Annotated in this window: 22 protein-coding genes and 1 tRNA gene; 10 read left to right on the forward strand and 13 right to left on the reverse strand. The window is 65.7% G+C overall.

Features of this window, described 5'->3' with window-relative positions; genetic code table 11:
* Positions 1-232: 232 nt before the first annotated feature.
* The 5 genes from ACNHKD_RS04065 (at position 233) to ACNHKD_RS04085 (ending at position 5,403) form a co-directional block, all read left to right on the forward strand.
* Positions 233-309 (forward strand) — tRNA-Met (locus tag ACNHKD_RS04065).
* Between the two features lie 928 nt (positions 310-1,237).
* The gene (locus ACNHKD_RS04070; RefSeq protein WP_442755839.1) at positions 1,238-1,543 is read left to right on the forward strand and encodes an antibiotic biosynthesis monooxygenase family protein; all 306 of its coding nucleotides are present in this window, start codon (positions 1,238-1,240) and stop codon (positions 1,541-1,543) included.
* 8 nt (positions 1,544-1,551) lie between these two features.
* Positions 1,552-1,725, forward strand: a complete 174-nt coding sequence (locus ACNHKD_RS04075; protein WP_442755840.1) for a hypothetical protein — start codon at positions 1,552-1,554, stop codon at positions 1,723-1,725.
* Positions 1,726-2,244: 519 nt separating this feature from the next.
* Complete coding sequence (fdhF, locus tag ACNHKD_RS04080) at positions 2,245-5,124, forward strand: formate dehydrogenase subunit alpha (protein WP_442755841.1); 2,880 nt, start codon at positions 2,245-2,247, stop codon at positions 5,122-5,124.
* 45 nt (positions 5,125-5,169) lie between these two features.
* Positions 5,170-5,403, forward strand: a complete 234-nt coding sequence (locus ACNHKD_RS04085; protein ID WP_442755842.1) for a hypothetical protein — start codon at positions 5,170-5,172, stop codon at positions 5,401-5,403.
* Positions 5,404-5,550: 147 nt separating this feature from the next.
* Here the strand turns inward: ACNHKD_RS04085 and ACNHKD_RS04090 are convergent, their stop codons facing one another.
* From ACNHKD_RS04090 to ACNHKD_RS04100, 3 genes are all read right to left on the reverse strand, one after another.
* Positions 5,551-6,474: a LysR family transcriptional regulator gene (locus tag ACNHKD_RS04090; protein WP_442755843.1), complete on the reverse strand. Its 924-nt coding sequence runs from the start codon at positions 6,472-6,474 to the stop codon at positions 5,551-5,553.
* Positions 6,475-6,635: 161 nt separating this feature from the next.
* On the reverse strand, positions 6,636-6,779 hold the full coding sequence (locus tag ACNHKD_RS04095; RefSeq protein ID WP_442755844.1) for a cyanase: 144 nt from the start codon (positions 6,777-6,779) through the stop codon (positions 6,636-6,638).
* A gap of 15 nt (positions 6,780-6,794) precedes the next feature.
* Positions 6,795-7,994, reverse strand: a complete 1,200-nt coding sequence (locus ACNHKD_RS04100; protein WP_442755845.1) for an NAD-dependent formate dehydrogenase — start codon at positions 7,992-7,994, stop codon at positions 6,795-6,797.
* 950 nt (positions 7,995-8,944) lie between these two features.
* Between ACNHKD_RS04100 and pqqA the strand changes: the two genes are divergently transcribed.
* Positions 8,945-9,022, forward strand: a complete 78-nt coding sequence (gene pqqA / locus ACNHKD_RS04105) for a pyrroloquinoline quinone precursor peptide PqqA (RefSeq protein WP_165054276.1) — start codon at positions 8,945-8,947, stop codon at positions 9,020-9,022.
* A 139-nt stretch (positions 9,023-9,161) separates the two neighbouring features.
* Here the strand turns inward: pqqA and ACNHKD_RS04110 are convergent, their stop codons facing one another.
* The 9 genes from ACNHKD_RS04110 to ACNHKD_RS04150 all read right to left on the reverse strand — a co-directional run bounded on the left by ACNHKD_RS04110 (position 9,162) and on the right by ACNHKD_RS04150 (position 19,774).
* Entirely contained in the window at positions 9,162-10,388 is a 1,227-nt protein-coding gene (locus tag ACNHKD_RS04110; RefSeq protein ID WP_442755846.1) for a BatD family protein, read from the reverse strand.
* 1 nt (position 10,389) lies between these two features.
* Positions 10,390-11,214, reverse strand: a complete 825-nt coding sequence (locus ACNHKD_RS04115) for a tetratricopeptide repeat protein (protein WP_442755847.1) — start codon at positions 11,212-11,214, stop codon at positions 10,390-10,392.
* Complete coding sequence (locus ACNHKD_RS04120) at positions 11,211-12,122, reverse strand: VWA domain-containing protein (protein WP_442755848.1); 912 nt, start codon at positions 12,120-12,122, stop codon at positions 11,211-11,213. Before ACNHKD_RS04120 ends, ACNHKD_RS04115 begins: the two co-directional genes overlap by 4 nt.
* Positions 12,119-13,087, reverse strand: coding sequence for a VWA domain-containing protein (locus tag ACNHKD_RS04125; RefSeq protein ID WP_442755849.1), 969 nt, complete (start codon positions 13,085-13,087; stop codon positions 12,119-12,121). The genes ACNHKD_RS04120 and ACNHKD_RS04125 overlap by 4 nt, the downstream gene beginning before the upstream one ends.
* On the reverse strand, positions 13,084-13,530 hold the full coding sequence (locus ACNHKD_RS04130; protein WP_442755850.1) for a DUF4381 family protein: 447 nt from the start codon (positions 13,528-13,530) through the stop codon (positions 13,084-13,086). Before ACNHKD_RS04130 ends, ACNHKD_RS04125 begins: the two co-directional genes overlap by 4 nt.
* Positions 13,514-14,413, reverse strand: a complete 900-nt coding sequence (locus tag ACNHKD_RS04135) for a DUF58 domain-containing protein (RefSeq protein WP_442755851.1) — start codon at positions 14,411-14,413, stop codon at positions 13,514-13,516. The genes ACNHKD_RS04130 and ACNHKD_RS04135 overlap by 17 nt, the downstream gene beginning before the upstream one ends.
* On the reverse strand, positions 14,410-15,411 hold the full coding sequence (locus ACNHKD_RS04140) for an AAA family ATPase (RefSeq protein ID WP_442755852.1): 1,002 nt from the start codon (positions 15,409-15,411) through the stop codon (positions 14,410-14,412). The genes ACNHKD_RS04135 and ACNHKD_RS04140 overlap by 4 nt, the downstream gene beginning before the upstream one ends.
* 116 nt (positions 15,412-15,527) lie before the next feature.
* The gene (locus tag ACNHKD_RS04145; protein ID WP_442755853.1) at positions 15,528-18,596 is read right to left on the reverse strand and encodes an efflux RND transporter permease subunit; all 3,069 of its coding nucleotides are present in this window, start codon (positions 18,594-18,596) and stop codon (positions 15,528-15,530) included.
* On the reverse strand, positions 18,593-19,774 hold the full coding sequence (locus ACNHKD_RS04150; protein WP_442755854.1) for an efflux RND transporter periplasmic adaptor subunit: 1,182 nt from the start codon (positions 19,772-19,774) through the stop codon (positions 18,593-18,595). The genes ACNHKD_RS04145 and ACNHKD_RS04150 overlap by 4 nt, the downstream gene beginning before the upstream one ends.
* Positions 19,775-20,033: 259 nt before the next feature.
* Here ACNHKD_RS04150 and ACNHKD_RS04155 point away from each other — a divergent pair, with 259 nt between their 5' ends.
* Genes ACNHKD_RS04155 through ACNHKD_RS04170 form a run of 4 tightly spaced genes read left to right on the forward strand, consistent with a single transcriptional unit; the run spans position 20,034 to position 24,988 of the window.
* The gene (locus ACNHKD_RS04155; RefSeq protein WP_442755855.1) at positions 20,034-21,821 is read left to right on the forward strand and encodes a thiamine pyrophosphate-requiring protein; all 1,788 of its coding nucleotides are present in this window, start codon (positions 20,034-20,036) and stop codon (positions 21,819-21,821) included.
* Entirely contained in the window at positions 21,818-22,783 is a 966-nt protein-coding gene (locus ACNHKD_RS04160; RefSeq protein WP_442755856.1) for a hypothetical protein, read from the forward strand. The genes ACNHKD_RS04155 and ACNHKD_RS04160 overlap by 4 nt, the downstream gene beginning before the upstream one ends.
* Entirely contained in the window at positions 22,740-23,354 is a 615-nt protein-coding gene (locus ACNHKD_RS04165) for a gluconate 2-dehydrogenase subunit 3 family protein (RefSeq protein ID WP_442755857.1), read from the forward strand. Before ACNHKD_RS04160 ends, ACNHKD_RS04165 begins: the two co-directional genes overlap by 44 nt.
* Positions 23,351-24,988 carry a GMC family oxidoreductase gene (locus tag ACNHKD_RS04170; RefSeq protein WP_442755858.1) on the forward strand — a complete coding sequence of 546 codons (1,638 nt, stop codon included), beginning with the start codon at positions 23,351-23,353 and terminating at the stop codon, positions 24,986-24,988. The genes ACNHKD_RS04165 and ACNHKD_RS04170 overlap by 4 nt, the downstream gene beginning before the upstream one ends.
* A gap of 32 nt (positions 24,989-25,020) precedes the next feature.
* On the opposite strand, the gene ACNHKD_RS04175 is transcribed toward ACNHKD_RS04170, so the two are convergent.
* Complete coding sequence (locus ACNHKD_RS04175) at positions 25,021-26,283, reverse strand: alpha-hydroxy acid oxidase (RefSeq protein WP_442755859.1); 1,263 nt, start codon at positions 26,281-26,283, stop codon at positions 25,021-25,023.
* Between the last annotated feature and the right edge of the window lie 5 nt (positions 26,284-26,288).

Here is a 26,288-nt window from a genome sequence, read left to right on the forward strand (position 1 = left end):
CGCGCTACCCACAGAGTTCCTTCACAAGCCGGCGGCGACCCCGCCTCCAGGCTTGCCGCGCAGGGCTTGTCGCATGGCGGCCCGGCAAAGAAAAGGCTTTTGAAGCGCCCCTCCCGAGGGGGCGAGCGGCTTATGACGGAAAAATCGCGGCCCCGCGACAAGCGCTTGACTTGGCGCAGGCGCGCGACCTATATCGCTCCCGTCTCAGCAAGGCCGCTTCAAGACGGCCCGGGGCGGAGTAGCTCAGTTGGCCAGAGCAGGGGAATCATAATCCCTGTGTCGGGGGTTCGAATCCCTCCTCCGCTACCATTTTACCCCCATATTCCGCAAACCATGCGGGGGCACGCCCGCTCACCTAGTTGTGAGCGTAGGTTATCCATATGGTCATCGTGGCCATCCGATCACGGTCGCGAAAGTCGGTCGTGTCCAGGACCGACGAACCGGGATATAAAAGCGTCGCTTCGGCCGGTTCCATCGGGCGGCAAGACAATCTCGGAGGAGTTGCGTCACAACGCCCGGCCCGGAGCCGTTAAGCGGGCTCACGAGCCTTTTTGGCCGTCATAATCGAAAGCGCGAACTCGTCGCAGCGCTTGCGCATGCACTTGTCCGGGCATTTGTTGTCGTAATGTTCCCTCAAAGCCTTGAGCACAACTTCCGACAATCGCCGCGCAGTCTGTAGCGGTTGCCTGAATGGATGATCGCCGCCTCCTGCGCGGTCGGATCCAAGCGGGCGCCCGCATGTTCGGACGAGCGGCTCTCTTCCGGCGTGTCTCCGTGAAGCGAGCCCTCCATGAGAGGCCTGCTTTCGTCGGCGCGACATCCGCCATGATCGATTTTCGTCGTCTGTCATGACTCGAAAATTTCGTTCTTCAATTCGAAGGTCAATACGACAGATCGCATATTGGAAGAATTGCATCATTTGGAAGAATTGCGCCCGCGCATTGCTGCAATCGTTTCAACGTAACCACCCGAGCGCTTAAATTGGAAATCTTATACGATGGTTGAACTGATTTTGGATTGTAAAGGCCCAAACGCTGTGGTTACGTTTTCCTCACATCGCCTTCTGAGGCGAAGCCAGCCAGCAAGGCCGCGCGCCAAGCCAGCCAGCCAAGTTAACGAACTTTCCCGGCTGGAGGGCCGCGCAACAATCTCTTCCGGGGATCGGTCCGCAGGCCGAGGGGGCCGACGTCCAATATTTACGGCTCCGGCGGCGTCAGGCTCGAAAAGGAGGACGGAAATGTTCATGGCGTCTGAACAGGTCAAAGTGTTTAAAGGTCACGAGGCGGCCTTCGAAAGGCGCTGGGCCGTTAAGCAACTGAGTTTCCAATCGGCGCCAGGTTACATTTCCTGCCGCTTCACCAGGGGGAGTCAAAGCGAAGACGGCGTCGTCTACCTGTCTTTGACGGTCTGGGCGAATGAAGAAAGCTTCCTCGCCTGGAAATTCGGCCTGATCGGTCGGCAGGATTGGCTCCCCGTCTCCGGACCGGATCGCACGCGGATGGAGGAGTTCGACGCGATGGTTCCTCGAAGCAATCCTCAATAAGCTACGCGATGAACCGCTTCAAGATCGTGAAGGGACGAGAGGAAGGCAGGAACCGGGATCTGTATCTTGGCGGTCCGAAGCTCGAAGGCTTCGAGGTGAAAAAACCCCAATTATGCGTCAAAGTCGGCCGAATAGAGCGCTGGAACACGCGCATCGAAAACGCGCTGCCGGCGATCCCCTAATCGTTTGCCGTCAAGGACATTACTGCTCGGCTTAGCGACCGGGATCATCGCAATATATCACATATATATATATATAATGATGTCCTGGCTTGCGGGTCCCGCAATTTTACAAAGCGGGCCGTTCCCCGCGTTAAATCGGGGTTTTGGCTGTCTTTTCGCCAGTATTGTCCAGCGGGACAGCGCGAAGGCGATGCGGCGCGGATGCGCCGCGCAAATGTCGCCGAAAGCCAGCGGCAATTTGACTGCCATAGCGTTATGTATATCAAAAATATTTTGTATATAATACGGCAAGATAACACAGAATTGTGCGATGCACAATATTATAGTATGTTATCTAACCTTATAGATAAATGACGCCGCATTCATAATTCAAATCTCTTATGGGTTAATGGATATTGCAGGCTTGATCGACTAATGCTTTGGAGTCACCAGTCTGCGTTGGCGCCGGGGTCTCGCTGGCGACCCGGCAGGCGCGGATGACGCTGCGCGCCCGCCTCATATGAGCGAGGATTTGCGATCATGGCTCTGATCAAGGAAATCGATTACGGCACGCCGGCGTCGGGATCGAAAACGCCCGTCACGCTGACGATCGACGGCAAGAGCGTCACCGTTCCCGAGGGCGCGTCGATCATGCGGGCGGCGATGCAGGCCGGGATCGAGATCCCGAAGCTCTGCGCCACGGACATGGTCAAATCCTTCGGCTCCTGCCGCCTCTGCGTCATCGAGATCGAGGGGCGCAACGGAACGCCCGCCTCCTGCACGACGCCGGTCGCGCCGGGCATTTCGGTCAAGACGCTGACGCCGCGCGTCGACGCCATTCGGCGCGGGATCATGGAGCTTTATATCTCCGACCATCCGCTCGATTGCCTCACCTGCGCGGCGAATGGCGATTGCGAGCTTCAGGCCATGGCCGGCGCGGTGGGCCTGCGCGACGTGCGATACGGCTTCGACGGCGCGAACCACGTCTTCGCGCGCAATGACGGCAAGCTCAACGACCAGTGGCTGCCGAAGGATCAGTCAAATCCCTACTTCACCTATGACCCTTCCAAATGCATCGTCTGCAATCGCTGCGTCCGCGCCTGTTCGGAAGTGCAGGGGCAGTTCGCGCTGACGATCGAGGGCAGGGGCTTCGACTCGCGCGTCTCGCCGGGGATCGGCGAAGCCTTCATGGAGTCGGAATGCGTCTCCTGCGGCGCCTGCGTGCAGGCCTGCCCGACCGCGACGCTTGTCGAGAACTCCGTCATCGCCATCGGCCAGCCCGAGCATTCCCAAGTGACGACTTGCGCCTATTGCGGGGTGGGGTGCGCCTTCAAGGCGGAGATGCGCGGCGAGGAGATCGTCCGCATGGTTCCCTGGAAGGACGGCAAGGCCAATCACGGCCATAGCTGCATCAAGGGCCGTTTCGCCTATGGTTACGCGCTGCATCGCGACCGCGTGCTCTCGCCCATGATCCGCGAGAAGATCACAGATCCCTGGCGCGAAGTAAGCTGGGAGGAGGCGATCTCCTATGCGGCGTCGCGCTTCAAGGCCATTCAGGAAAAATACGGCCGCCTTGCGGTGGGCGGCATCACCTCTTCGCGCTGCACCTGCGAGGAGACCTATCTCATGCAGAAGATCATCCGCAGCGGCTTCGGCAACAACAATGTCGACACCTGCGCGCGCGTCTGCCACTCGCCGACCGGATACGGCCTGAGCCAGGCTTTTGGAACGTCCGCCGGCACGCAGGATTTCGACTCGGTCGAAGACGCCGACGTCATTCTCATCATCGGCTGCAACCCGACCGACGCGCATCCCGTCGTCGGCTCGCAGATCAAGAAGCGGCTTCGCGAGGGCGCGAAGCTCATCGTGGTCGATCCGCGCCGCACCGAACTGGCGCGCACGCCGCATATCGAGGCGGCCTATCACCTGCCGCTGAAGCCCGGCACGAATGTCGCGATCGTCACCGCGCTGGCGCATGTCATCGTCACGGAAGGCCTCGTCAATGAGGGCTTCGTGCGCGCGCGTTGCGACTGGGACGAATATCAGGACTGGGCGGCCTTCGTTTCGGAAGAGCGCAACAGTCCCGAGGCGGTCGAGAAATATACCGGCGTGCCGGCGCATCTCGTGCGCGGCGCGGCGCGGCTCTACGCGACGGGCGGAAACGCCACGATCTATTACGGCCTCGGCGTCACCGAGCATTCGCAGGGCTCGACGACCGTCATGGCCATCGCCAATCTCGCCATGGCGACCGGCAATCTCGGCCGCAAGGGCGTGGGCGTGAATCCGCTGCGCGGGCAGAACAATGTGCAGGGCTCCTGCGACATGGGGTCCTTCCCGCATGAATATCCAGGCTATCGCCATGTCTCGGGCGACGAGACGCGCGCGCTTTTCGAAGAGGCCTGGGGCGTCGCGCTCGATCCCGAACCGGGCCTGCGCATCCCGAACATGTTCGACGCCGCGATCGAAGGACGCTTCAAGGGCCTCTATGTTCAGGGCGAAGACATTCTGCAATCCGACCCCGACATCAAGCATGTCTCGGCGGGCCTTGGCGCGCTCGACTGCCTGATCGTGCAGGACCTCTTCCTCAACGAGACGGCCAATTACGCGCATGTTTTCCTGCCGGGCGCGAGCTTCCTCGAGAAGGACGGCGTCTTCATCAATGCGGAGCGGCGCGTGCAGCGCGTGCGCAAGGTGATGAGCCCGAAGGCCGGCTATGCCGACTGGGAGGCGACGCAGATGCTCGCCAACGCCATGGGCTGCGGCTGGAACTACAGCCATCCCAGCGAAATCTGGGCGGAGATGGCGAGCCTGACGCCGCCTTTCGCGGGCATTTCCTATGAGAGGCTCGACGAGGTCGGCTCCGTGCAATGGCCCTGCAACGACGCGGCGCCGGACGGCATGCCGATCATGCATATTGACGGCTTCGCGCGCGGCAAGGGCAAATTCGTCATCACCGAATATGTGCCGACCGACGAGCGCTCCGGCCCGCGCTTCCCGCTGCTGCTCACAACCGGGCGCATTCTCTCGCAATATAATGTCGGCGCGCAGACGCGGCGCACCGAGAACAGCCAGTGGCATCCCGAGGACGTGCTGGAAATCCATCCGCATGACGCGGAGCTGCGCGGCGTGCGCGACGGCGACTGGGTGCGCGTACAGAGCCGCGCGGGCGAGACGACGCTGCACGCGAAGATCACCGACCGCGTGGCGCCGGGCGTCGTCTACACGACCTTCCATCATCCGCTCTGCCAGACGAACGTCGTCACCACGGACAATTCTGACTGGGCGACGAACTGCCCCGAATACAAGGTCACCGCCGTGCAGGTCTCACCCTCCAACGGTCCGACCGAATGGCAGGAACGCTATCGCGCAATGGCCGAGAACAGCCGCAGGATCGAAGCCGCGGCGCCGCCGGCGGAATAAGCGGAATGAGCCGTTTCGGATCGGGATTTTGCAGCGAGGACGAAAATGACCGTATCGCCGCCACGTCAGCAATTCGCATTCGCGGCCGAGAGGCGCAATCGCATCGATGTGGCGGCGGCGGAAAGGCTCGCGCGTGCGAGGGAAATGGCGGGATATGCGACCTCCGGCGCGGCCGTCGCCTATCGTGGCTGGAAGCTCCCCGACTATCTCGAACACGAGGCCGGAAAACGCATCATCACGCCCGACGACGCCCGCCGCTACGCGACCGGACGAATATGAAAGAATGCAGGCCGAATTGTCGGAGGCGCGCCGCCAGTGACGTTCCCCGGCCTCCGCCGAACCGCCGCGCATATCTCGGAAACGAAGCTCGAACGGGCGGCGCTGCGGTATTGGCGATCCTGGCTCGATCAAAGCGCGCGATAGAGATCAGACCCGGCGCCGATCCGCGTCGACGAAATCGAAATGCGGACTGAGATCCATCTGGCCCGTCAATTTCCAGATGGCCGCCACAATCGGGGCCGCCGGCTCGTGATCGAGCGCCACGATGCCGATCTTTCGAAAAAGTTCGGGGACGAGAGGGATCGCCGTCAATTCCTCGCGCATTTCGAAGAGCGCGAGCAGACTATGCGGCATGATGCTGAAAATCTCCGCGCAACGCACGTTCGAGTAAAGAGCGAAAACAGAGTCGGTTTCAACCACCACATTCGGGTGAACGCCCGCCCGCCGGAACGCCGCGTCTATGATGCGACGGTTTTGCATATTGCGCGTCAAAAGACAGAGCGGCAATTTCGCGGCGTCGCGCCAGCTCATGGAAACGCAATTGCCGATCGCCGACGCGTCGCGCGCGAGCAGAACGTAACGCTCGCGGTAAAGAGGCAGGACGCGAAAACGGTGCAGGTCCTCGTCTTCGAGATAGGTGACGCCGATGTCGAGCTCAAATTTCTCGAGCCGACGTATGATTTCCTCATTGCTGAGCGACTGCACCAATTGCCGGACGTTCGGAAATGCGCGCAGATAGGGACCGCTCAGCAATGACATGATGGGCAAGGTCGTCGGGATGGCGCCGACGCGCAGCGCGCCGCTGAGCTCCCTTCGGGAGATCGAGGCTTCCTGCTTCAACCCGTCCCACGCCGCGAGCGTTTGACGCGCCCAGCCCAGTATGCGCGCGCCTTCGTCTGTAAAGCCCACGAACTTTTGCCCACGCTCGACAATCGAGACGCCCAGCTCTTCCTCGAGTCGCCGGATCGCCGCGGAAAGAGCGGGTTGCGAAACATTGCAGGATTCCGCGGCGCGCGCGAAATGCTTTTCGCGCGCCAGCGTCACAAGATATTCGAGCTGACGAAAAAACATGTCCGGCGACGCCTTTGTTGCGAACCCCACAACGTCATGGAGTATTTTGGTTCGTCCGCCGAAACGATTTTGAAGGAAGCGAAACCGGGGATCAATGCCGATCCGCCGAAAAAGGCGGCTTGGACGCGCGGGCGCGATCTGGCGCCGCTCCGCGCTGCGGCTCAGCAGCTCTTATACGGAAGAAACCTGCCGGAGATGGCGATTTTCACGCGGTCGCCCGAGCGATTGGCCTCGCGCTCGATGTCCGTCCAGCGGCGGATTCGCGACCGTTGGGAAAGGGACGCGACATTGCCGCGCCCCTTCATTGGATTTAAGCCGGATTACTTCTTGAAGCGAGCCGCTTCTTCGGAGCCGCCAGTCGCATTGCCTTCGCTGTAGGAATGCGCGCCGACGCCGGCGAGCTTGCCGCCCTGCACGATCAGATATTCGTTGCGGATCGGACGGCCTTCAAAATAGCACTCCAGAATTTCGCGAACGCCGGCCGCGTAGCGGGTCTGCGCCGAAAGGCTGGTGCCGGAGATATGGGGCGTCATCGCGTGATGCGGCATGGTGCGCCACGGATGATCCTTCGGCGCCGGCTGCGGGAACCAGACGTCGCCCGCGTAACCGGCGATATGTCCGTTTTCGACCGCGCGAACCAAGGCGTCGCGGTCGACCAGCTTGCCGCGCGCGGTATTGACGATGTAGGCGCCGCGCTTGAAGAACTTCAGCGTCTTCTCATTGACCATATGCTCGGTCTCGGGATGCAGCGGGCAATTCAGCGTCACCACGTCGCAAACCTTGGCGAAGCTCTCGAGATTGGCGTGGTAGGTGAGGTTCAGCTCCTTTTCGACCGATTCCGGGAGGCGGTGCCGGTCCATATAGTGCAGACCGACGTCGAACGGCTTCAGCAGGCGAAGCACGCGCAGGCCGATGCGGCCGGCGGCCACCGTTCCGACCTGCATGGCTTCGAGGTCGTAGGAGCGCGAGACCGCATCGGCGATATTCCAGCCTCCCTCGACGATGATGTTGTGCGCCGGCACGAAATTGCGCACCAGGGCCAGAATGGACAACAGAACGTGCTCGGCGACCGCGTTGCTGTTGCAATAGGTGACTTCGGCGACGGTGACATTGTTCTTGATCGCGGCTTCGAGGTCGGTGTGATCCGAGCCGATGCCCGCCGTCACGATCATTTTGAGCTTCTTCGCCTTCGCGATGCGCTCGGCTGTCATGTAAGCCGGCCAGAAAGGCTGCGAGATCACGATTTCCGCGTCGGGAAGCTCCCGGTCGAGCACGCTGTCGGCGCCGTCCTTGCTGGAAGTAACGACGAGCTGATGGCCGTTCGCCTCCAGATATTTGCGCAAGCCGAGTTCGCCCGAGACGCTGCCGAGCAGGACGCCCGGCTTGAAATCGATCGCTTTCGGCGTCGGCAAGGTCTGCCCGTCCGGATAGACTTTCGGCTGCGGGACGTCGTCACGCGCATAGGTCTTTGGGTAGCCGCCGATCGGATCGTCGTAAAGGACACAAACTACCTTCGCCATGTGCGATTCCTCTTGCTTGATCGCGACAGCGGGCCTGTCTAAGGCGAGACGCTTCGCCGCTGCGCTGTCATTGATTTTTCGAATGCGTCGCGAGTTTCGTAGATGAATGAGAAAACGGTTCCATTCGTTTCGGCTGATCTTCTGATAAGCCGCGCTTATCGGTCGCCCCGTCCGCAGCCTAAGGGGGATGCGCAGGAAAAAACCGCAGACGAAAACCTGGAAGGTTTCGTTTGCGGTCAGGCTACTGACAAAGTAGCGGCGACGCCCCTCGTGCTTCGAGACGCTTGCTGCGCAAGCTCCTCGGCATGAGGGGCTTCTTCCTTCAGCGCCAAGCACTTAGGCCTCATCCTGAGGAACGAGCGAAGCTCATGTCACGAAGGACGAGGCCGCCTTGGGAAGTTCGTCAACAAACTGACCGCAAACGAAAACCTGGAAGGTTTCGTTTGCGGTTCGATTACAACCGGATCGAGGGCGGGTTCGGCCAGTCCGAGAGGCGGTGTTTCGGCAGGCTAGCCTGCCGCCACCGGCAGCAGCCGTTTCGCGGCCGGCGCCCGAGCGGTCACGACGAATGACGCCGCCTCCATGTGGAGCACGCGTCAAAGGTCGTCCAATTCGGAGTAATTATTGGCTGATAACCTCTGTTTATCGCAGCGGCGGGATCTTCCGCGCCTCTCCGGGCGTCGGCGCAGCATGGAATATCAGCGCATCGGGATAAAGGTCACGGCGCATGGTCGGACGAGGAGATCAGGCGGCGCGCGAGTGATCGTCTCGCTCCCGATTCACGACGAAGAAGAGCCGGTTCGCGATTAAGGCCAATGCTCGGAAGCACGCGCGCTGCGGCAGGGAATGTTTGGAACGCTCCTTCGGCGATTTTCGGGCTGAACAAACCGACTTCACTCGCTATCTAGTGTCAAGGGCCTGCTCTCGGGCTCGGTCAAGGAGGAAATGTCATGACGTGGTCGAGCCCGGTGATCGTCGAAGTTTGCGTCGGCATGGAAGTGACGAGCTACGAGTCGGCCGAGATTTAACGCCGCGCGGCGTTCAAGGCGGCTCCTTCGCGGCAAGCTTAAGGGCGTGCCCAGGAAACGATCGCGTTATCCGCAGTTAGGCGATTCCCGCCTGAACACAGCGTGATCTGCGCCACGTCGAAGCCTGACTCTTTCGTGGTCACGGATCGGCGCGGCGCAGGGCGCGGGCGATTCTGCGCGCCAGGGGCGCGAGGGCCGGAGCCGTCGGCGGCTCTCGCGCGAAGATCGCCGCGTCAATCCTTGCGAGGGCGGGGGCGAGGTCGTCGCCCGCCGCAATTTGGCGCCAGCGATCGGGATCCGTCGCCGACAATTCATCGAGCGTCCGGCGGAAGGCGGCGGCGTCGCCGTTTCGCGCGGCGGCGTCCAGCGCGCCAAGCAGGCGCCGTCTCTTCGCGACGAGCCGCCACGAGCCCCGCGCGGCTTTCGACGACGCCACGAGATAGGCCGCGGCGCCTGTCGAGACGAAGCCGAGCAGCGCCGCGAGGAGCGGGCGCGGGGCGAAAAAATTGTGAAATTCGCCCGCTTCCGTCGATTCCGGCGCGTCGATGAAGGCGACCCGGCGCTCGGGCGCCGCAGCCTCACGCATCGTGCGGGCCGAGACGTCGAACCAGCGCAGGCGGATCGCCGGCGCGACCGCTCCCGACGGCGCAAGCGGCCGGACGTTCCAGCGATAGACGGCCCGCGCGACGGGCCCCTGGTCGGTGACGATCGTCTGCCGCTCGACCGGCCCGGAGAAGGTGACAAGGCCGGGCGCGCGGAAACGCGGCAGAGTCGGCAGACGGTCGGCGGTGAGACCGTCCGCCTCGACGGTGACGACGCGCTGTGCGGTTTCGCCGAAGGGAATCTTGTCCGGCTCGGGCTCCCAGCGGTCGGCGAGGCGCAGCGCTGTCGCCGGCAGCCAGAAATCCCCGGAATCGCCGAGGCCGTCGCGCGTGCGCACGTCGATCGCAAACGGTTGCGACACGGCCTCGGTTTCGGCTCTGCCGCCGTCGCCGGCGACATAGGCGACGCGCCATTTGAAAGGCTCGATCGTCAACCGTCCCGCGCGCAGCGGATAAATCATCAGCGTGCGGGTATGGACGGGCGTCCAGAAGCCGTCGATGAGCGCCTCGCTCGAGGCGTCGACGCCGAATTGCCGCCAGTCGAAATCGGTGAGCGCGGGCTGCTCGATCCTTTCGCTCGCGACGCGCGCGCGAATGGCGGCGCGCAAAACCAGCCGCAGCGGCTCGCCGACATAAGGCGTTTCCTTCGGCGACTCGACAAAGGCCTCGAACCTCCCGACCGGGGCGTCCTCGGCGCGCCCCGCCGCGCGTCCGAAGACGACGAAAAGAACCGCGACGAGGAAGCGCAGGCGGGCGTCCCTCATTTCAGTCGTCCTCCGGGACCGGTCCGCCGGCGGCGCGCAGTCGCCGCGCCTTTTCAGCGAGAATCCTGAGTTTCAGGAAGCGTCCCGGGTCGTCGGGGAGAGTCTGCAGCCATTCAAGGCTCGGATGGACGCCGCCAATCTGCAGGCGCCGCCGCACGCGGCTTTCCCTTTCGCGGAGCAATTCGGCCACAAGGGCGTTCATGTCGCCGGAGCGGCCGGCGCCCTCCGAGGCGCTGGCCGCTCCGCCAGCGGCGGCGCGGTCGCCCCCGGCCGGCGCCCCGCCGCCTTTTCCCTCCTTCGCCGCGCCGCCCGCCGCGGGGGTCTCGGATTGGGTTTCCCGACCGCTCGCGAGGCCCTCGCCATAGCCGCTCGTCTTCCCCTCCGTCGGCGGGCGGTCGCGGGAGCCGCCGGCCTTGAATCCGGGGGAATTTGCGACGACGCCCTCGGCGCCGCCGCTGGCGGGCTTGGGTTCGCGTTGCAGGGCGGCTTCCAGCAAGGCCTTGTTGAAGGCCGCGTCGCCATCGTCCGGATGCGCGGCGAGCGCGCGTCCGAAAGCGGCGATCGCCTCGTCGAAACGTCCGGCCCGCGCCAGCGCATTGCCGAGATTGTAGTCGCTCGCGGGATCGTTCGCAAAAGCGTCGGCGGCTTCGCCCCAGCGACTGGCCGCATAGAGGGCCGCGCCCTTCCAGGCGGGGTCGTCGAAAATGCGCGCCGCCGCCGTCGCGAATCCGAGCGACAACAGGGCGCGTCCCGCCATCTGGGGGCCGAAGAGGGCGAAAGCGACGCAGACGGGCGCAATGGCGAGGAGGAGGGCGGCTCTTTTCATGACTCCCCCACGCGAAGAAAGAGGAGGAGCGGCGCCACGGCGGCGAGCAGAAGCCAGCGTCCGCAATCGCGCCATTCGAGCGCGCGCCGCGCGCCCTGCTCGACGCGCGCGGCGCGCCGGCCGGCGACGGCTTCGACGACGGGCTGGGGGCGGGAAGCCTCTCCCGCGACGCCGCGCCCCTCCGCCGCGAGAGATCTCATCGTCGCGCGTGCGGAATCCGCGGCGGCGGCCGCGTTGCGCGGCGCGACGACGAGCGTGTGCAGGGCATGGCCTTCGGCCGCGAGCGCCGCGGCTTCCCCGCGCGCGCGTGCGTCGACCCCCGCGCCGCCGGAGACGAGGACGACGTCCCCGGCGAGCGTCCCGGATTCGCGCAGCACGCGACGCGCGAAGGCGAGCGCGCGGTCCGGTCGCGCGCCGCCGTCCGGCACGGTTTCGTCGTCGACGGCGAAAAGAAGCGATTCCAGCGCCTCGACGTCGTCGGTCAGCGGACTCGCGAGATAGGCGTCGCCGGCGTAAAGCACGAGCCCTGTCTGCCGCGCGCCGCCGCCCTCGAGAATGAGCTGCGCCGCCGTCGCGCCCTGGCGCAGTCCCTCGCTCTTCGACGCGTCGAGCAGGATCAGCGACGCGTCGAGATTACGGAATTGCGGGGCGTCCGCCGATCTGACGGCGGGGCCGCTCAGCGCAAGGGCGATCAAGGCGACGCCCCAATAGATCGCCAATTCAGGGCGCGTCCGGCTGTCGGCGCCCTGTCGGCGCAGCATGGCGGCGAGCAGCGGCGGATCGACCGCCCGGCTCCAACCGCCGAGCGAAGCGTCACGCGGCCGCGTGAGGCGCAACAGAACAAGCAGCGCGGGCGGAACGAGCAGCCAGAAAGGCCGCAACAACGCAAAGGAGCCGAAAGCGATCATAGCGGCGTTCTCGACGCCAGCGCGATCGCCGCGCAGGCCGCGAAAGCGAGGGTCGCCGGCCAGATCCACAGATCATGAAAAATAACCGCCGGCGGGGCGGGCGCAGTTCCGGCCGCGAGCGACTCGATCGCGCGCGCGGCGGCGTCGAGATCGGCGCCGGTGCGGGCGCGGAACGCCGCGCCGCCGCCGATCGCGGCGACCTTCTGGAGCGCGGCGAAATCGACGGCGTCGTATTTGTTCGGGTTCGCCGTCGTGTCGTCGACGCCAAGGCCGATCGTATAGATGCGGACGCCGAGCCGTTGCGCCAGCGCCGCCACGGCCGCCGGGTCGCTGGAGCCGGCGTTGTTCGCGCCGTCCGAAAGCAGAATGACGACGCGCGACGGCGCCCTCGAGTCGGCAAGCCGCTTCAGCGCAAGGCCGAGCCCTTCGCCGATCGCCGTCGAACGGCCGACGAGCCCGATTTCCATCTCGCGCAGCGTCCGGTCCACGGCGTGGACGTCGAAGCTGAGCGGCGCCGCGACGAGCGCCGTTTCGGCGAAGACGACGAGGCCGATGCGGTCGCCTTCGCGCCGGCGGATCAGTTCGGAGGCGACATGTTTGACGAGGTCGAGCCGGCTGACGGAGGCGCCGTCAAGCTGGAAATCATGCCTCGTCATGCTGCCCGAAAGATCAAGCGCAAGCATGATGTCGCGCCCTGCCGCCGGAAGCGCCGCGACGGCGTCGGCGACGCGCGGCCCCGCAAGCGCGAGGGCGAGGCTGATCCAGGCGAGAACGGCCGCGGCGCGCCGCCAGGAGAAGCGGGCGACGTAGGCCTTTGCGGCGTTCGCGCGAAACCTGTCACGAATGGTGGCGGGAAGCGCCAGGCCGCCCGCGGCCCTTGGCTTGGGTTTCGCGAAAGCCAGCGCCAGCAGCGGCGCGGGAAGCAACGCGAGAGCCTCCGGCGTCGCGAATTCGAGCCCGCTCATTTGCGAAGTCTCATAAGCAGCCGCTCGAGTTCGCCGTCGAGCGCCTCCGCGGGGATGTCGTTGCGCGGCTGATACAGCGCCTCGCCGAAAGCGCGCCCGGGCCCGTCGCTGAAAAGCCGCGTCGAGAAGATCGCGTCGAGGCGCGCCAGCCACGCCTCGCCGCGAAGCGAGAGCGCGCCGCGATCGAGCGCGCCGGCGAGGTCGCGCAGCATCCGCGCCTGCGCGGCGAGACGCTCGGGCGCCGGAAGCGCGCGCGACGCCGCGAGCGCCGCAAGCGCGGCGCGGCGCAAAGGCAAGCGCCGCGCGGAGAGACGAAGCAACGCGACGCACGTCGCCGCCCCGGCGAGGCATCCGACCAAGGCCATCGCGAGAATCTCGGCCGTTCCGTCCGGCGGCGGCCGCAACGGACGCAGTCTTTCGACGACGCTAGAAAGGTCGGCCATCGAAGCGCTCCAATGCGCGCGCCATCGCCGCCGCGTCCAGGCCCGCATCGATCTGCAAGACGCGCGCGCCGAGGCGCCGCAGACGCGCCGGCCTTCCGTCCGTCGCCGGCGCCGCGCCCCGCGCGACGCGCAGGCGCCCCGCCTCGCCCTCGCGCGTGCGATAAGGATAGACGCCCCGCGGCGGCGCGAGTTCGAAACGGTCGGCGATCAGGAGAATGTCCAGATCGCGTCGCCGCGCGATGCGCTCGGTAACGGCGTCGAAGCGCTGGCCCGGCGCATCGAGCCCGGTCGCGACCGCCATCGCCGCCGATCCGGCCGCGGCGTCGATCGTGTCCAGCGCCTCCGCGAGCGGCGGTTCGGCGCCTCCGGTCGCGGCGAGCGCGTCGCGATGGGCGGAGACGAGCTTGTCGAGTAGCGGCGCGAGCGCGCGCCCGCTCGCGGCCCAGCCGAGGAAATGCGGGCCCGACGACGTCGCCGCGGCGAGGCCGGCGCGGCCCTGCATGTCGAGCGTTCGCCAGGCCGAGGCGACGACAGCCTCCGCCGCCGCGACGGAGCGAAAGGCGCGCCGCGTCCCGAACAGCATGGAGGGACGGAAATCGACGAGATAGAGAACGTTGCGCTCGCGCTCGTCGTGGAATGTCCGCACATGCGGCGCGCCGGTTCGGGCCGTGGCGTTGCGGTCGAGCCGGCGAATGTCGTCGCCCTCCGACCACGGCCGCACGTCGTAAGTCTCCACGCCGCGCCCGCGCCGCCGGCGCGGAAGGGTTCCCGGGGGCGGCGCGCCGACGAGCCGGCGCGCGGACGCTCCAGAGAAAAGCAGCCGCAGCCGCATAAGGGCCTCGACGTCCAGATCGACGCCGGGAACGCTCGCCTGCGCGCTCATGCGGGCGCGACGAGTTCGACATAAGCGCGCACCACCTCGCGCGCCGTCTCGCCATCCGCGAGGGCGCGCCAGGAAAGTATCGTGCGATGCGCGAGCGCGTCCACGGCGAGCGCGGCGACGTCGTCCGGCAGAACATAGTCGCGCCCGAGGAGATAGGCCCGCGCCTTGGACGCGGCGGCGAGCGCGAGCGTGCCGCGCGGCGATGCAGGATGTTCGATCTTCGCCGCAAGCTCCGGCGCGCGATCCCTGTCGCGCGGCGCCGTGACGAGCCGGACGATATAGTCCTTGATCGCGGGAGACAGAAAAACCGTCTTCGCCTCCGCGCGCGCCGCGCCGATCCGCCAGGCTTCGAGCGATGCGGGCGGCGCAGGCGGCTCCCGGAATTTCTCCCTTTCGACGAGATCGAGAATGCGTCGCTCGGCCGCCGCGTCAGGCAGCGCGACTTCGACATGCAGCATGAAGCGGTCGAGTTGCGCTTCCGGAAGCGGAAAGGTGCCCTCCTGCTCGATCGGGTTTTGCGTGGCGATCGTCATGAAGGGATCGGGCAGCGCGCGCGTTTCTCCCGCGACCGTCGCCTGCCGCTCGGCCATCGCCTCGAGCAGCGCCGACTGCACCTTCGGCGGCGCGCGGTTGATCTCGTCGACGAGCAGCAGGGAATGGAAAATCGGCCCCGCCGCGAACTCGAACGCGCCGCGATCGGGCCGCCAGACCGACGTGCCGGTGATGTCCGCCGGCATCAGATCCGGCGTGCACTGGATGCGCGCGAAGGAGAGATCGAGCGCCCGCGCCAACAGCTTGGCCGCCCGAGTCTTGGCGAGCCCCGGCGCGCCTTCGACGAGAACATGACCGTCCGCGAGCAGGCCGATCAGCAGCCGCTCGACAAGCGCCTCCGAGCCGACGAGATGATCCTGGAGGAAGGCCTTCACCTTCGCGAGGCGCGCGCTCGGGGCGTTCGATTGTTCTTGTTCTTGCGAGCGAACCGGCTCCGGCGAATTCATGCAGTCGTCTGTCGAGTGGGGCAGGGGCCCGTCCAGCCAAGGCGAAGGAGACTTTCGCCCTTGCCGCCGCATCTGTCGAGAAAAATTTTCCCTGGGCGCCGCCGCCCCGAGCCGCTTCAGGGCGGTCCAAGGCGAAGCTCCCGCAAACGTTCCATGTAAAGATAGGTCACGGGCGTCGTGAAGAGCGTCAGGAGCTGCGAAACGAGCAGCCCGCCGACGACCGCGACGCCGAGCGGCTGGCGGAGATCCGCGCCCGCGCCGACGCCGATCGCGATCGGAAGCGTGACGAACACCGCCGCCATCGTCGTCATCAGGATGGGACGGAAGCGCAAAATCGCCGCTTCCTCTATCGCCTCGCGCGGCGACATGCCCGTCTTCACGCGTTCGACGGCGAAATCGACGAGCATGATGCCGTTCTTCTTGACGATGCCGATCAGCATCAAAAGGCCGATGATCGCGATCATCGTGAGCTCGAAACCGAAGACCCACAGGAAGAACAACGCGCCGACGCTCGCCGAGGGCAGGGTGAGCAGGATCGTGACCGGGTGGACGAAACTCTCGTACAGCATGCCCAGAACGATATAGACCGCGAAGAGCGCGGCCGCTATGAGCACGGGCTGCGTCGAAAGCGAAAGCTGGAACTCGCGCGCCGAGCCCTGGAACGAACCGCTCACGGCCGCGGGTTTTCCAAGCGAGTTCACCGCGCTTTCGACCGCGCGGACGGCCTCTCCGAGAGACACGCCGGGCGCCAGGTTGAACGACAGGGTGACGGCGGGAATCTGTCCCTGGTGATTGACCGTGATCGGCGTCGGCTTGCGTTCCAGCGTGGCGAACTGGCTGACAGGGACGAGCTTGCCGCCCGAGCCGCGCACATAGATCCGGGACAAGGCGGCGATGTCCGTCTGATATTGAGGCGCGACCTCCAGAACGACGTGATATGTGTCGGTCGCGCTGTAGAGCTGCGTCACATAAGGTTGTCCGAAGGCGTCGTAGAGCGTCTGCTGGATGCCGGCGACATTGACGCCGAGTCGCGCGGCGGCGTCCCGGTCGATATTGATCATGAGCTGCTGACCGCCGGTCTGCTGATCGCTCGTCAGATCGCGCAGCATGGGAAGCGGCTTCAACGCCGCCATGATCCGCGGCGCCCAGGCGTTGAGCTCGTCCAGATCGACATCCTGAAGCGTGTATTGATATTGCGTGGCCTCCAGGCGGGCGCCGATCTGAATGTTCTGTATGGATTGCAGAAAGGTCGTTATTCCCGGAATGCCGTTCACCTTGGGGCGGAGCCGGCGGATGATGTCGTCCGCCTTCGCCGCGCGTTCCGAGACCGGCTTGAGCTGGATGAAGAAGCGCCCGGTATTGAAGCCCGCCCCTCCGGCGCCGCCGACGAAGGAGCCGAAGGAGTCGACGTCGGGATCTTTGGCGATGATCTCGCCGACAGCGGCCTGGCGCTCCGTCATCGCAGCAAAGGAGACATCCTGATCCGCTTTCGTAAAGCCGAACAGGAGGCCCGTGTCTTCCTGCGGAAAGAAGCCTTTCGGCATGGCGTAGAACATCCATCCCGACAGCGCGATGAGAGTGAGATTGAGAAGGAACACCGGCCGCTGATGGCGCAGCGAAAATTCGAGGCCGCGACGATAGCCGGCCGCGAGACGGTCGAAGCCCCTTTCGCTGAGCCTGTATATCCAGCCATGTCGCGCCATCTTCGGATTGTTGAGGATGAGCGACGCCATCATCGGCGACAGGGTGAGCGCGATGAAGGCGGAAAGGCCCACGGCGGCGCTGACCACGACGCCGAATTCCCTGAAGAGACGGCCGACGATTCCGCTCATGAACAGGATCGGAATGAAGACGGCGATCAGCGAAATGGTGATCGAGACGATGGTGAATCCCATTTCCTCGGCGCCCTTGAGCGCGGCCTCGCGCCGCGACTCGCCCTGTTCGAGATAGCGATAGACGTTCTCGACCATCACGATGGCGTCGTCCACCACGAGCCCGACAGCCAGAGTGAGTCCCATCAGCGAAAGATTGTCGAGCGTGTAGCCCAGGACGTACATGATCCCGAACGTGCCCACGAGAGAGAGGGGCACGGTGACGCTCGGGATCGACGTGGCGGCGACGTTCCGCAGGAAAAGGAAGATGACGACGATGACGAGCGCGATCGCGGCGAGCAGCGTGAATTCGACGTCGCGGAAGCTTTCCCGGATGGACAGCGACCGGTCGCTGATGACGGAGAGATTGACGGCGCGCGGAATGCCCGCCTGAAGCTGCGGCATCGACGCCTTGATCCTGTCCACGAGCTCAATCGTGTTGGCGCCCGGCTCGCGCCAGATGCCGATCATTTCGCCCCGCTCGGTTCCCACCCAGCTCGCCTGCAAGGAGCTTTCCGCCCCGATGACCACGCGCGCGACGTCGCTGAGGCGCACAGGCGCGCCATTGCGGTAGGCGATGACCACCTTACCGAGATCGGCCGGCGAAAAAAGCTGTCCGTTCGTTCCGATCGAGAAGGATTGCTGCGGCCCCTGCAGCGTTCCGACCGGAAGCTGCGCGGAGGCTCCGGCGATTGCGCTCGCGATTTCGTCGAGCCCGATGCCGCGCGCGGCGAGCGCCGCGGGGTTCACCTTGATCGTGGGCGCGAATTTCTGCTGGCCGAAGATCAGCGCCTGCCCGACCTGCGGCATGGTGGAGACGCGGCGCACGACGCCGAGATCCGCATATTGGTCGAGCCGGGTGAGCGGGGTCACCCTGGAGGTGAGCCCGAAAATGATCACCGGCCGATCGGCCGGATTGACCTTGCGATAGGTCGGCGGCGTCGGGAGGTTGCGCGGCAGATTGCCTTGCGCGGCGTTGATCGCCGCCTGCACGTCGCTCGCGGCGCCGTCGATGTTTCGCGAGAGATCGAATTGCAGGGTGATCTGCGTGAAGCCGAGCGAACTTGTCGAGGTAAGCTCGTTGACGCCGGGCACGGCGGCGAATTGCCGTTCGAGCGGTTGCGCGACGGAAGACGCCATGGTCTCGGGATCAGCGCCCGGCAGATTCGCCGTGACCGAAATCGTCGGGAACTCCACCTCCGGCATGGCGGCCACCGGCAACAGATAGTATCCGACGCCGCCCGCCGCCAGCAGCGCCAGCATCAGGAGAAAGGTGGCGACCGGCCGCGCGATGAAAGGCGCCGAAATATTCATCTGCCGCCTTGGATGGCCGCCGCCCCCGTTTGCGCCAGCGCTTCGCCCGAGGTCCCCGAAATCGTCACCTTCGCGCCTGGGGTCAGGTTCAACTGCCCCGCGACGACCACGCGCTCTCCGCGACGGACGCCGGAGCGCAGGGCCGACATGTTGCGCTCCGTCTGCGCGACGACGACGGGACGCATTTCGACCGTGTCGTCTTCCCGCACGACATAGACGAAGGGGCCCCGCGGCCCGGTCTGAACGGCGACGCTCGGGAGAACGACAGCGTCCCGGTCGACGTCTAGGACGAGATGCGCGCTGACGAATTGCCCTGGCCAGAGCGACAGGTCCTTATTGTCGAACTCCGCCTTCAGACGCACGGTCCCGGTCGTCTGGTCGACCTGGTTGTCGATGAGCGTGAGCAAGCCTTGCGCGACCTGCCGCTCGTCGCGCGAGTCGAAGGCGGCGACCTGAAGCCTGCGCGCCGCCATCGCGGTTCGGATGCGATCGATATCCGTCTCGGGCAGCGTGAAGACGACATAGATCGGGCGGATCTGCGTCACCACGACGAGGGTCTGCGAATTCGGCTGAACCAGATTGCCGATGTCGACTTGCCGGATGCCCACGACGCCGTCGATCGGAGAGACGATGGCGCAATATTCGACATTCAACCGCGCGGCGTCGACTGCGGACTGGTCCACTTTGATCGTCGCTTCGTCGGCGCTCACCGTCGCCTGCTGGTTGGCGTATTGCTGCTTCGAGATGAAATTGCCTTTGACCAGCTTTTGATAGCGCTCGAGATCGACGCGGGCGTTGGCCAGATTGGCGGCGTCTCGCGCAAGCGCCCCCTCGGCTTGCGCGAGCGCGGCCTGATACGGACGCGGATCGATCTGCACGAGAAGGTCGCCGGCTTTCACCGATTGCCCTTCGCGAAAATTGATTTTGACGATGTTGCCGGCGACGCGGCTTTTGACGTCCACCGTCGCATAGGCCGTGACCGCGCCCAAACCGCGCAGGATGATCGGAACGTCGCGCGTCTGGGCCACCGTCACCGCCACCGGCGCGGCCGCAGGGGCGGGCGGCGGACTCCGCTCGGCCATGCGCTGGCGAACCGACCAGGCGTAAACGCCGCCGGCCGCCATCCCGATGAAGACGCCCCAGACGGCGAATCTGCGCCAGATCGACATTCTCTGCATCCGGTCTCCAAAGCATCCTATCTGGGACAGCGCCTGGGAAGCGGAAGCCTCGTGACGGCGGCGTGCGATTTTGTCGGAACCGTGCGGCGGAACGCCTGTTATCTCGAACAGACCGGCGCGAGGCGACGGCTATTGCCTGGAGCGCGCTGCGAAAAAGCGGGAAACCGGCTTTTCGCGTCGAGCGCGCTCTAAATCTTTAGAAGCGATCACGTTTAGGCGATTCCGCCAAACGCGGCGCGATCGGGAGAGCGAAAAAGCCATGAGCGCGACCGTCGGCGATTTCATCGTCCACAGGCTCTATGAATGGGGCGTGCGACGCATCTTCGGCTATCCCGGAGACGGCATCAATGGCGTGCTCGGCGCCTTGCAGCGCGCGAAGGAGAAAATCGAGTTCATACAGGTGCGGCATGAGGAGATGGCCGCCTTCATGGCCGCCGCTCACGCCAAGTTCACCGGGGAGCTCGGCGTCTGCCTGTCCACCGGCGGCCCCGGCGCCGCGCATCTCCTGACGGGGCTTTACGACGCGAAGTGCGACCATGTTCCCGTGCTGGCGATCGCCGGACAGGCGCCGCGAACGGCGCGCGGCGCGCATTATCAGCAGGAACTCAATCTCGATCGCATGTTTTCGGACGCCGCCGCCTTCGTGCAGGAAGCCGAAACGCCCGCGCAGGTGCGGATGCTCGTCGATCGCAGCGTTCGCATCGCCAAGGCGCAGAACGCGGTCTCGGTGATCGTGCTGCCGGGCGACCTGCAGGATCTCGACTATGAGGAGCCGCCGCGAAAGCACGGCGCCGTGCGAACGGGCGTCGGCTATTCGCGCCCGCTGGTGATTCCCTGTTATGACGACATGCGTCGCGCCGCGCAGGTTCTCAACGAGGGCGAGAAGGTCGCGATGCTGATCGGCGCGGGGGCGCTCGGGGCGCGGGAAGAGGTCATCGCCGTCGCCGAGAAGCTGAAGGCCGGGATCGCCAAGGCGCTTCTCGGCAAGGCCGCGGCGCCTGATACGGTCTCCTGGGTCACGGGGTCGATCGGCCTTCTCGGAACGAAGCCCAGCTACGACATGATGATGGAGTGCGACACGCTCCTGATGGTCGGTTCGGGCTTTCCTTATTCCGAATTCCTTCCCCGGGAGGGGCAGGCGCGCGGCGTGCAGATCGATGTCGACGCCTCCATGCTGAGCATGCGCTATCCGATGGAGGTCAATCTCCACGGCGACGCGGCCGTCACCTTGCGCGAACTGTTGCCGCTTCTGGAGGAGAAGACGGATCATCGCTGGCGCGACAGGATCGAAAAGAACGTTTCCGACTGGTGGCGCGTGCTCGAAAGCCGGGCCCGCGCGCCGGCCAATCCGGTGAATCCGCAGCTCGTGACGTGGGAGCTGTCGCCGCGGCTGCCGGACGACGCCATCCTCACCTGCGATTCCGGCTCCTGCGCCAATTGGTATGCGAGGGACCTCAAGATCAGGGGCGAGATGATGTGTTCGCTCTCCGGCGGGCTCGCCTCAATGGGCGCCGCCGTTCCTTACGCCATCGCCGCGAAATTCGCGCATCCGGGACGGCCGGTGATCGCGCTCGTCGGCGACGGCGCCATGCAGATGAACAATATGGCGGAGCTGATCACCGTCGCCAAATACTGGCGCGACTGGGAAAGCCCGAAATGGATCTGCTGCGTCTTCAACAATGAGGATCTCAATCAGGTGACCTGGGAACAGCGGGTCATGCAGGGCAATCCGAAATTCGAGGCGACGCAGGACATTCCCGACGTGCCCTATCACCGCTTCGCGGAGCTTATCGGGCTCAAGGGCGTTTTCGTCGATGATCCGGCGGATCTCGCAAGCGCCTGGGACGAGGCCTTGTCGTCCACCCGGCCCGTGGTCCTGGAAGTGAAGACCGACCCGGAAGTGCCGCCGCTGCCGGCGCATATTTCCTTCGAGCAGGCCCGCAATTTCGCCGCGACGCTGGCGAAGGGCGACCCGAACGAGGGCGCCCTCATCGTCGGCGCCGCGCGGCAGGTCTTCGCGCCCATACTGCCCGGGCGAGGCGAATGAGAACAAGGAAGCCGCCCGCCGTCCTCGGCGCCCTCCTTCTGGGGGCGGTCGTCGTTTCGGCGGGGCGGGGCGCCGCCGACATGGCGCGGAGGTCGTCGAAGAAGGGCGGGCGCGGTTCTGGCGAGGCGCGCGCCCTGGAAGGCGCCGCGGCCCTTCTGGCGGCGAGCGTTCTGGCGGACAGCGCCGTCGAGCATTACCGCGGCTCTTTCGAAAATCCCGGCATGTTCGCGCCCCTCGTCAGCGCGGCGACGGCGCTCGTCGCCGGGCTCGAAGGCGCCGCCACAGGGGCGACGGGCGCGCGCGCATTCCGCCAAAGCGCATTTCGTCTGTCGATCGGCGTCGGCGCCGCCGGCCTCGCTTTTCACGTCTACAACATCTTCAAAAGGCCCGGCGGGCTGGGCTGGCTGAACCTGTTCTATGGCGCGCCCATCGGCGCGCCGGCGGCGCTCACCCTTGCGGGCCTCATCGGGGAGGCGGGCGAAAGCGTCGCCGGGCAGCCCGCGCGCGCGCCGCGCCTCCTTGGCCTGCCCGCCGGCCGCGCGCTCGCCGGACTGACGAGCGCCGCGCTCGCCGGGACCGTTGCGGAGGTTGCCCTCTTTCATTTCCGGGGCGCATTCCAGAATCCATTCATGTGGGCGCCCTTAACGCTTCCTCCCGTCGCCGCCGGCCTCATGGCGAAGGCGGCCGTCGAGACGCCTGCAAAATCGCATCCGCTTACGCGCGTCTGGCTGTGGGCCACGGCGCTGCTCGGCGTCGTCGGCGCGGGTTTTCATGCTTATGGCGTCTCCCGCGGCATGGGCGGCTGGCGCAATTGGAGCCAGAACGTGATCGACGGGCCGCCTCTGCCGGCGCCGCCGAGCTTTTCCGCCCTGTCTCTCGCCGCCCTGCCGGCGCTGTCGCTGATCGAAAAGGAAGCCGATGAAACGGGAGGAGAAGGCGCTCGCGCCCTATGCGGGTTATGACGTTCTCGCCAAATGGGACACGCCTTCCTTCGACGACGTCACGCGAGACGCGTTGTCCCGGCGCCTGAACGAGGTTCCGGCGCGGCGCTTTTTCTCCCACGAGGAATTCGCGCTTCTCACGGCCGTCGTCGAGCGCCTCGCGCCGTCCTTTCCGGCTTTGCCCGCGTCGCTGATCGCGCTTTGGATCGACGACCGCCTCCACCGCAATATCGGCGAAGGATTCAGGAGCGAAGGCGCGCCGCCGATGCAGGAGGCCTGGCGGATCGGACTGGCCGCCATCGATGGCGAAGCGCGCCGCAAATTTGCGACGGCGTTCGCGGCGCTGGCGCCCGACGGTCGCGACGCCACGCTGCGCGCGGCGCAAGCCGGCGAGACGGACGCCGCGCTCTGGCGCGGGCTCGACCCGGCATCCTTCTTCGCCGACGCGCTGCTAAAGACCGTGGCGGGGCTTGTCTACGCCCATCCTTCCGCCTGGAGCGACATCGGATTCGGCGGCCCCGCCAGTCCGCGCGGCTATGTGCGCCTTGGTTTCGACGCGCGCGACCCATGGGAGGCGAAGGCGCGGCGATGAACGTCGAACGGCCCCGCGCGAAAAACGGGCGCGCCCCCGATGTCTTCACGCCGGGCGGCTGGACGCCGATGCGCGAATATTCGCAAGCCGAACCTGTCGATTTCGTGATCGTCGGCGCCGGCGCCGGCGGCGCGACGCTCGGCTGCCGGCTGGCGGAGCGGGGCTTTTCGGCGGTGATCCTGGAAGCGGGTCCCTTCTGGCGGCCGCTCGACGATTTCGCCTCCGACGAGCTGGAGCAGCAAGTCCTGTTCTGGACGGATGAGCGCATGATCGGCGGCGACGATCCCATCGCGCTCGGCGGCAATAATTCGGGCCGCGGCGTCGGCGGCTCGACCGTTCATTACAGCATGATCGCGCTGCGCTTCCGTCCGGAATGGTTCAAATGCCGCAGCGCGCTGGGCTATGGATTCGACTGGCCGATCGGCTACGAAGAAATCGCGCCCTATTACGAGGAGGCCGAGGACGCGCTGAAGGTCGCCGGTCCTGTGCGCTATCCCTGGGGACCGCCGCGCCGCCGCTATCCCTATCGCCCCCACGAGGTGAACGCCGCCGGACTCGTTCTCGCGCGCGGGGCGGAGAAGCTCGGCGTGGCGTGGGCCGCGACGCCGCTTACGACGGTCTCCGCGCCGCGCGGAAAATCCCCTCCCTGCGTCTATCGGGGCTTTTGCAATTATGGTTGCTCCACCAACGCCAAGCAGAGCGCCTTGACCGTGTGGATTCCGCGCGCGATCCGGGCCGGCGCGGAAATACGCGATCTCGCAATGGCGGGCCGCATCGGGATCGACTCGTTCGGCCGCGCGCAAGGCGTCGAGTACTTTCGCGAAAACGCATGGCGCTTCCAGCCTGCGCGCCACGTCGTCCTGGCGGGCTATGCGATCGAAACGCCGCGCCTTCTGCTCAATTCCGCCTGTCCGCTTTTCCCCGATGGCCTCGCCAACCGCTCCGGCCTGGTCGGCACCCATCTGACGACCCACGCCGGCCCGGGCGCCTGGGCGACGTTCGACGAGGAAATCCGCTGGTACAAGGGGCCGCCGAACATGGCGGTCACCGAGCATTGGAATTACGTGGACGAAGGCAAGGATTTCGTCGGCGGTTACGCCTTCATGAGCCAGGGACCGTTGCCCATGGCCTGGGCGCAGACGCTCGCGACCACGCGCGGCCTCTGGGGCGAGGCGCTCAAGGCCGAGATGCGCAAATATAATCATGTGGCGGGCTTCGTGCCCGTCGGAGAAACGGAGCCGCGCCTGCAAAACCGCGTGGAAGTCGCCGACGAGAAGGATCGCTTCGGCCTGCCGATCGCAAAAGTGATCTTTTCCTATTCGGAAAACGACAAGAGACTGCAGCGCCACGCCCTGCGCTTCATGAGCGACATCCTCACGGCGGCCGGGGGCTACGACATCTGGACGAACGACAAGGATACGAGCCATTTGCTCGGCACATGCCGCATGGGCGACAGCCCCGAGACGAGCGTTGTCGATGCGGATGGCCGAAGCTGGGACATTCCCAATCTATGGATTTGCGACGGTTCGATTTTTCCCACCTGTGGCGGCGTCAATCCCTCGCTGACGATACAGGCGCTCGCCTGCCGCGCGGCCGATCGGATATGCGCGCTCGCGGCGGCGGGCGAGCTCTAGATCGCGCGTCCCATTTTTTCGCGAGCCGCGCTCTAACGCGCAAGAAATGAAGCGTCCAGCTCCTTCACCGAAGCCGCGCCCAACAGGCCGAGATCGCGGTCGATCTCTTCCCGCATGATGTCGACTGCGCGCGTCACGCCGCTTTCGCCCGCCGCCGCCAGCCCATAAAGCGTCGCGCGGCCAAGAAAGACGGCGTTGGCCCCGAGCGCCAGCGCCTTCAGCACATCGGTTCCGCGCCTCATCCCGCCGTCGACGACGAGCGTGAACTGACTCCCCACGCGCCGCCGCGCTTCCGGAAGAACGTCGAGGCTTGAAATCGTCCAGTCGAGCTGCCGGCCGCCATGGTTGGACAGAACGACGCCGTCGGCGCCGATCCGCTGCGCGCGTTCGGCGTCGTTCGCGTTGAGAATTCCTTTTATCAGGAACTTTCGAGGCCAGAGCGCGCGCAACCGCGCCGCTTCGTTCCAATCGAGCGAATGATCCATATTCGCGCGAATCCAGAAAGCGCTGTCGAAGAACCCGCGCTTGTCCTTCGGAACATAACCGACATCATTCGCGAAGGAGGGCATGCCGCCGCTCAGCGTCGTGGCGATCCAGTGCGGATGCAGCGCGCTCTCCAGAATCGACGGCATCGTCAGTCGCCCCGGATGCGCGAAGCGCCGCTGCTCCCATTCGCGGTCCCCGTAAAACTGCGCGTCGACGGTGATGACGAGCGCTTCGCAGCCCGCCCGTTCGGCGCGCGCGACGAGCGCGTCGCGGATCGGCCGCTCGCCGAAAGCATAGAGCTGCCACCAATGTCGCAACCCCGGAACCGCGGCGACCTCCTCCATAGCGTCGTTGGACATCGTGCTTTGCGCGAAGGGAACGCCCGCCTGCGCGGCGGCTCTCGCCAAGAGCACGTCCGCCTTTCTCCAGAAGAGCCCGTTCAAGCCGGTCGGCGCGATGGCGAAGGGCAGGGGCATGGCGCGCCCGAGCAAGGCGACGCTTTGGTCCCGCCGCGACACGTCGACAAGGGCGCGCGGCAGCAGGCGCCAGCTTGCAAGCGCCGCCAGATTGCGCGACAGCGTCGCCTCCTCTTCGGAGCCGCCTTCGAGATATTCGACGGCGAAGGCCGGCAGGCGGCGATGCGCCATGGCGCGCAGATCGGCGATGGTGCGCGCGCGAGAGAGCTTGCGGCCGGCGTAAAGCCGCCGTTCGGGCGTTCCGTTTTGGGCGGCGGGCGTCCGGGCCAGCCGTGCGCCGGTCGCATCGGCTTCGACGTCTTCCCGATTAAGCCGTCTCAACGGGAAACGCATGGGAT

The organism is Methylocystis sp. JAN1 (assembly GCF_052186135.1).
Classification (GTDB): Bacteria; Pseudomonadota; Alphaproteobacteria; order Rhizobiales; family Beijerinckiaceae; genus Methylocystis.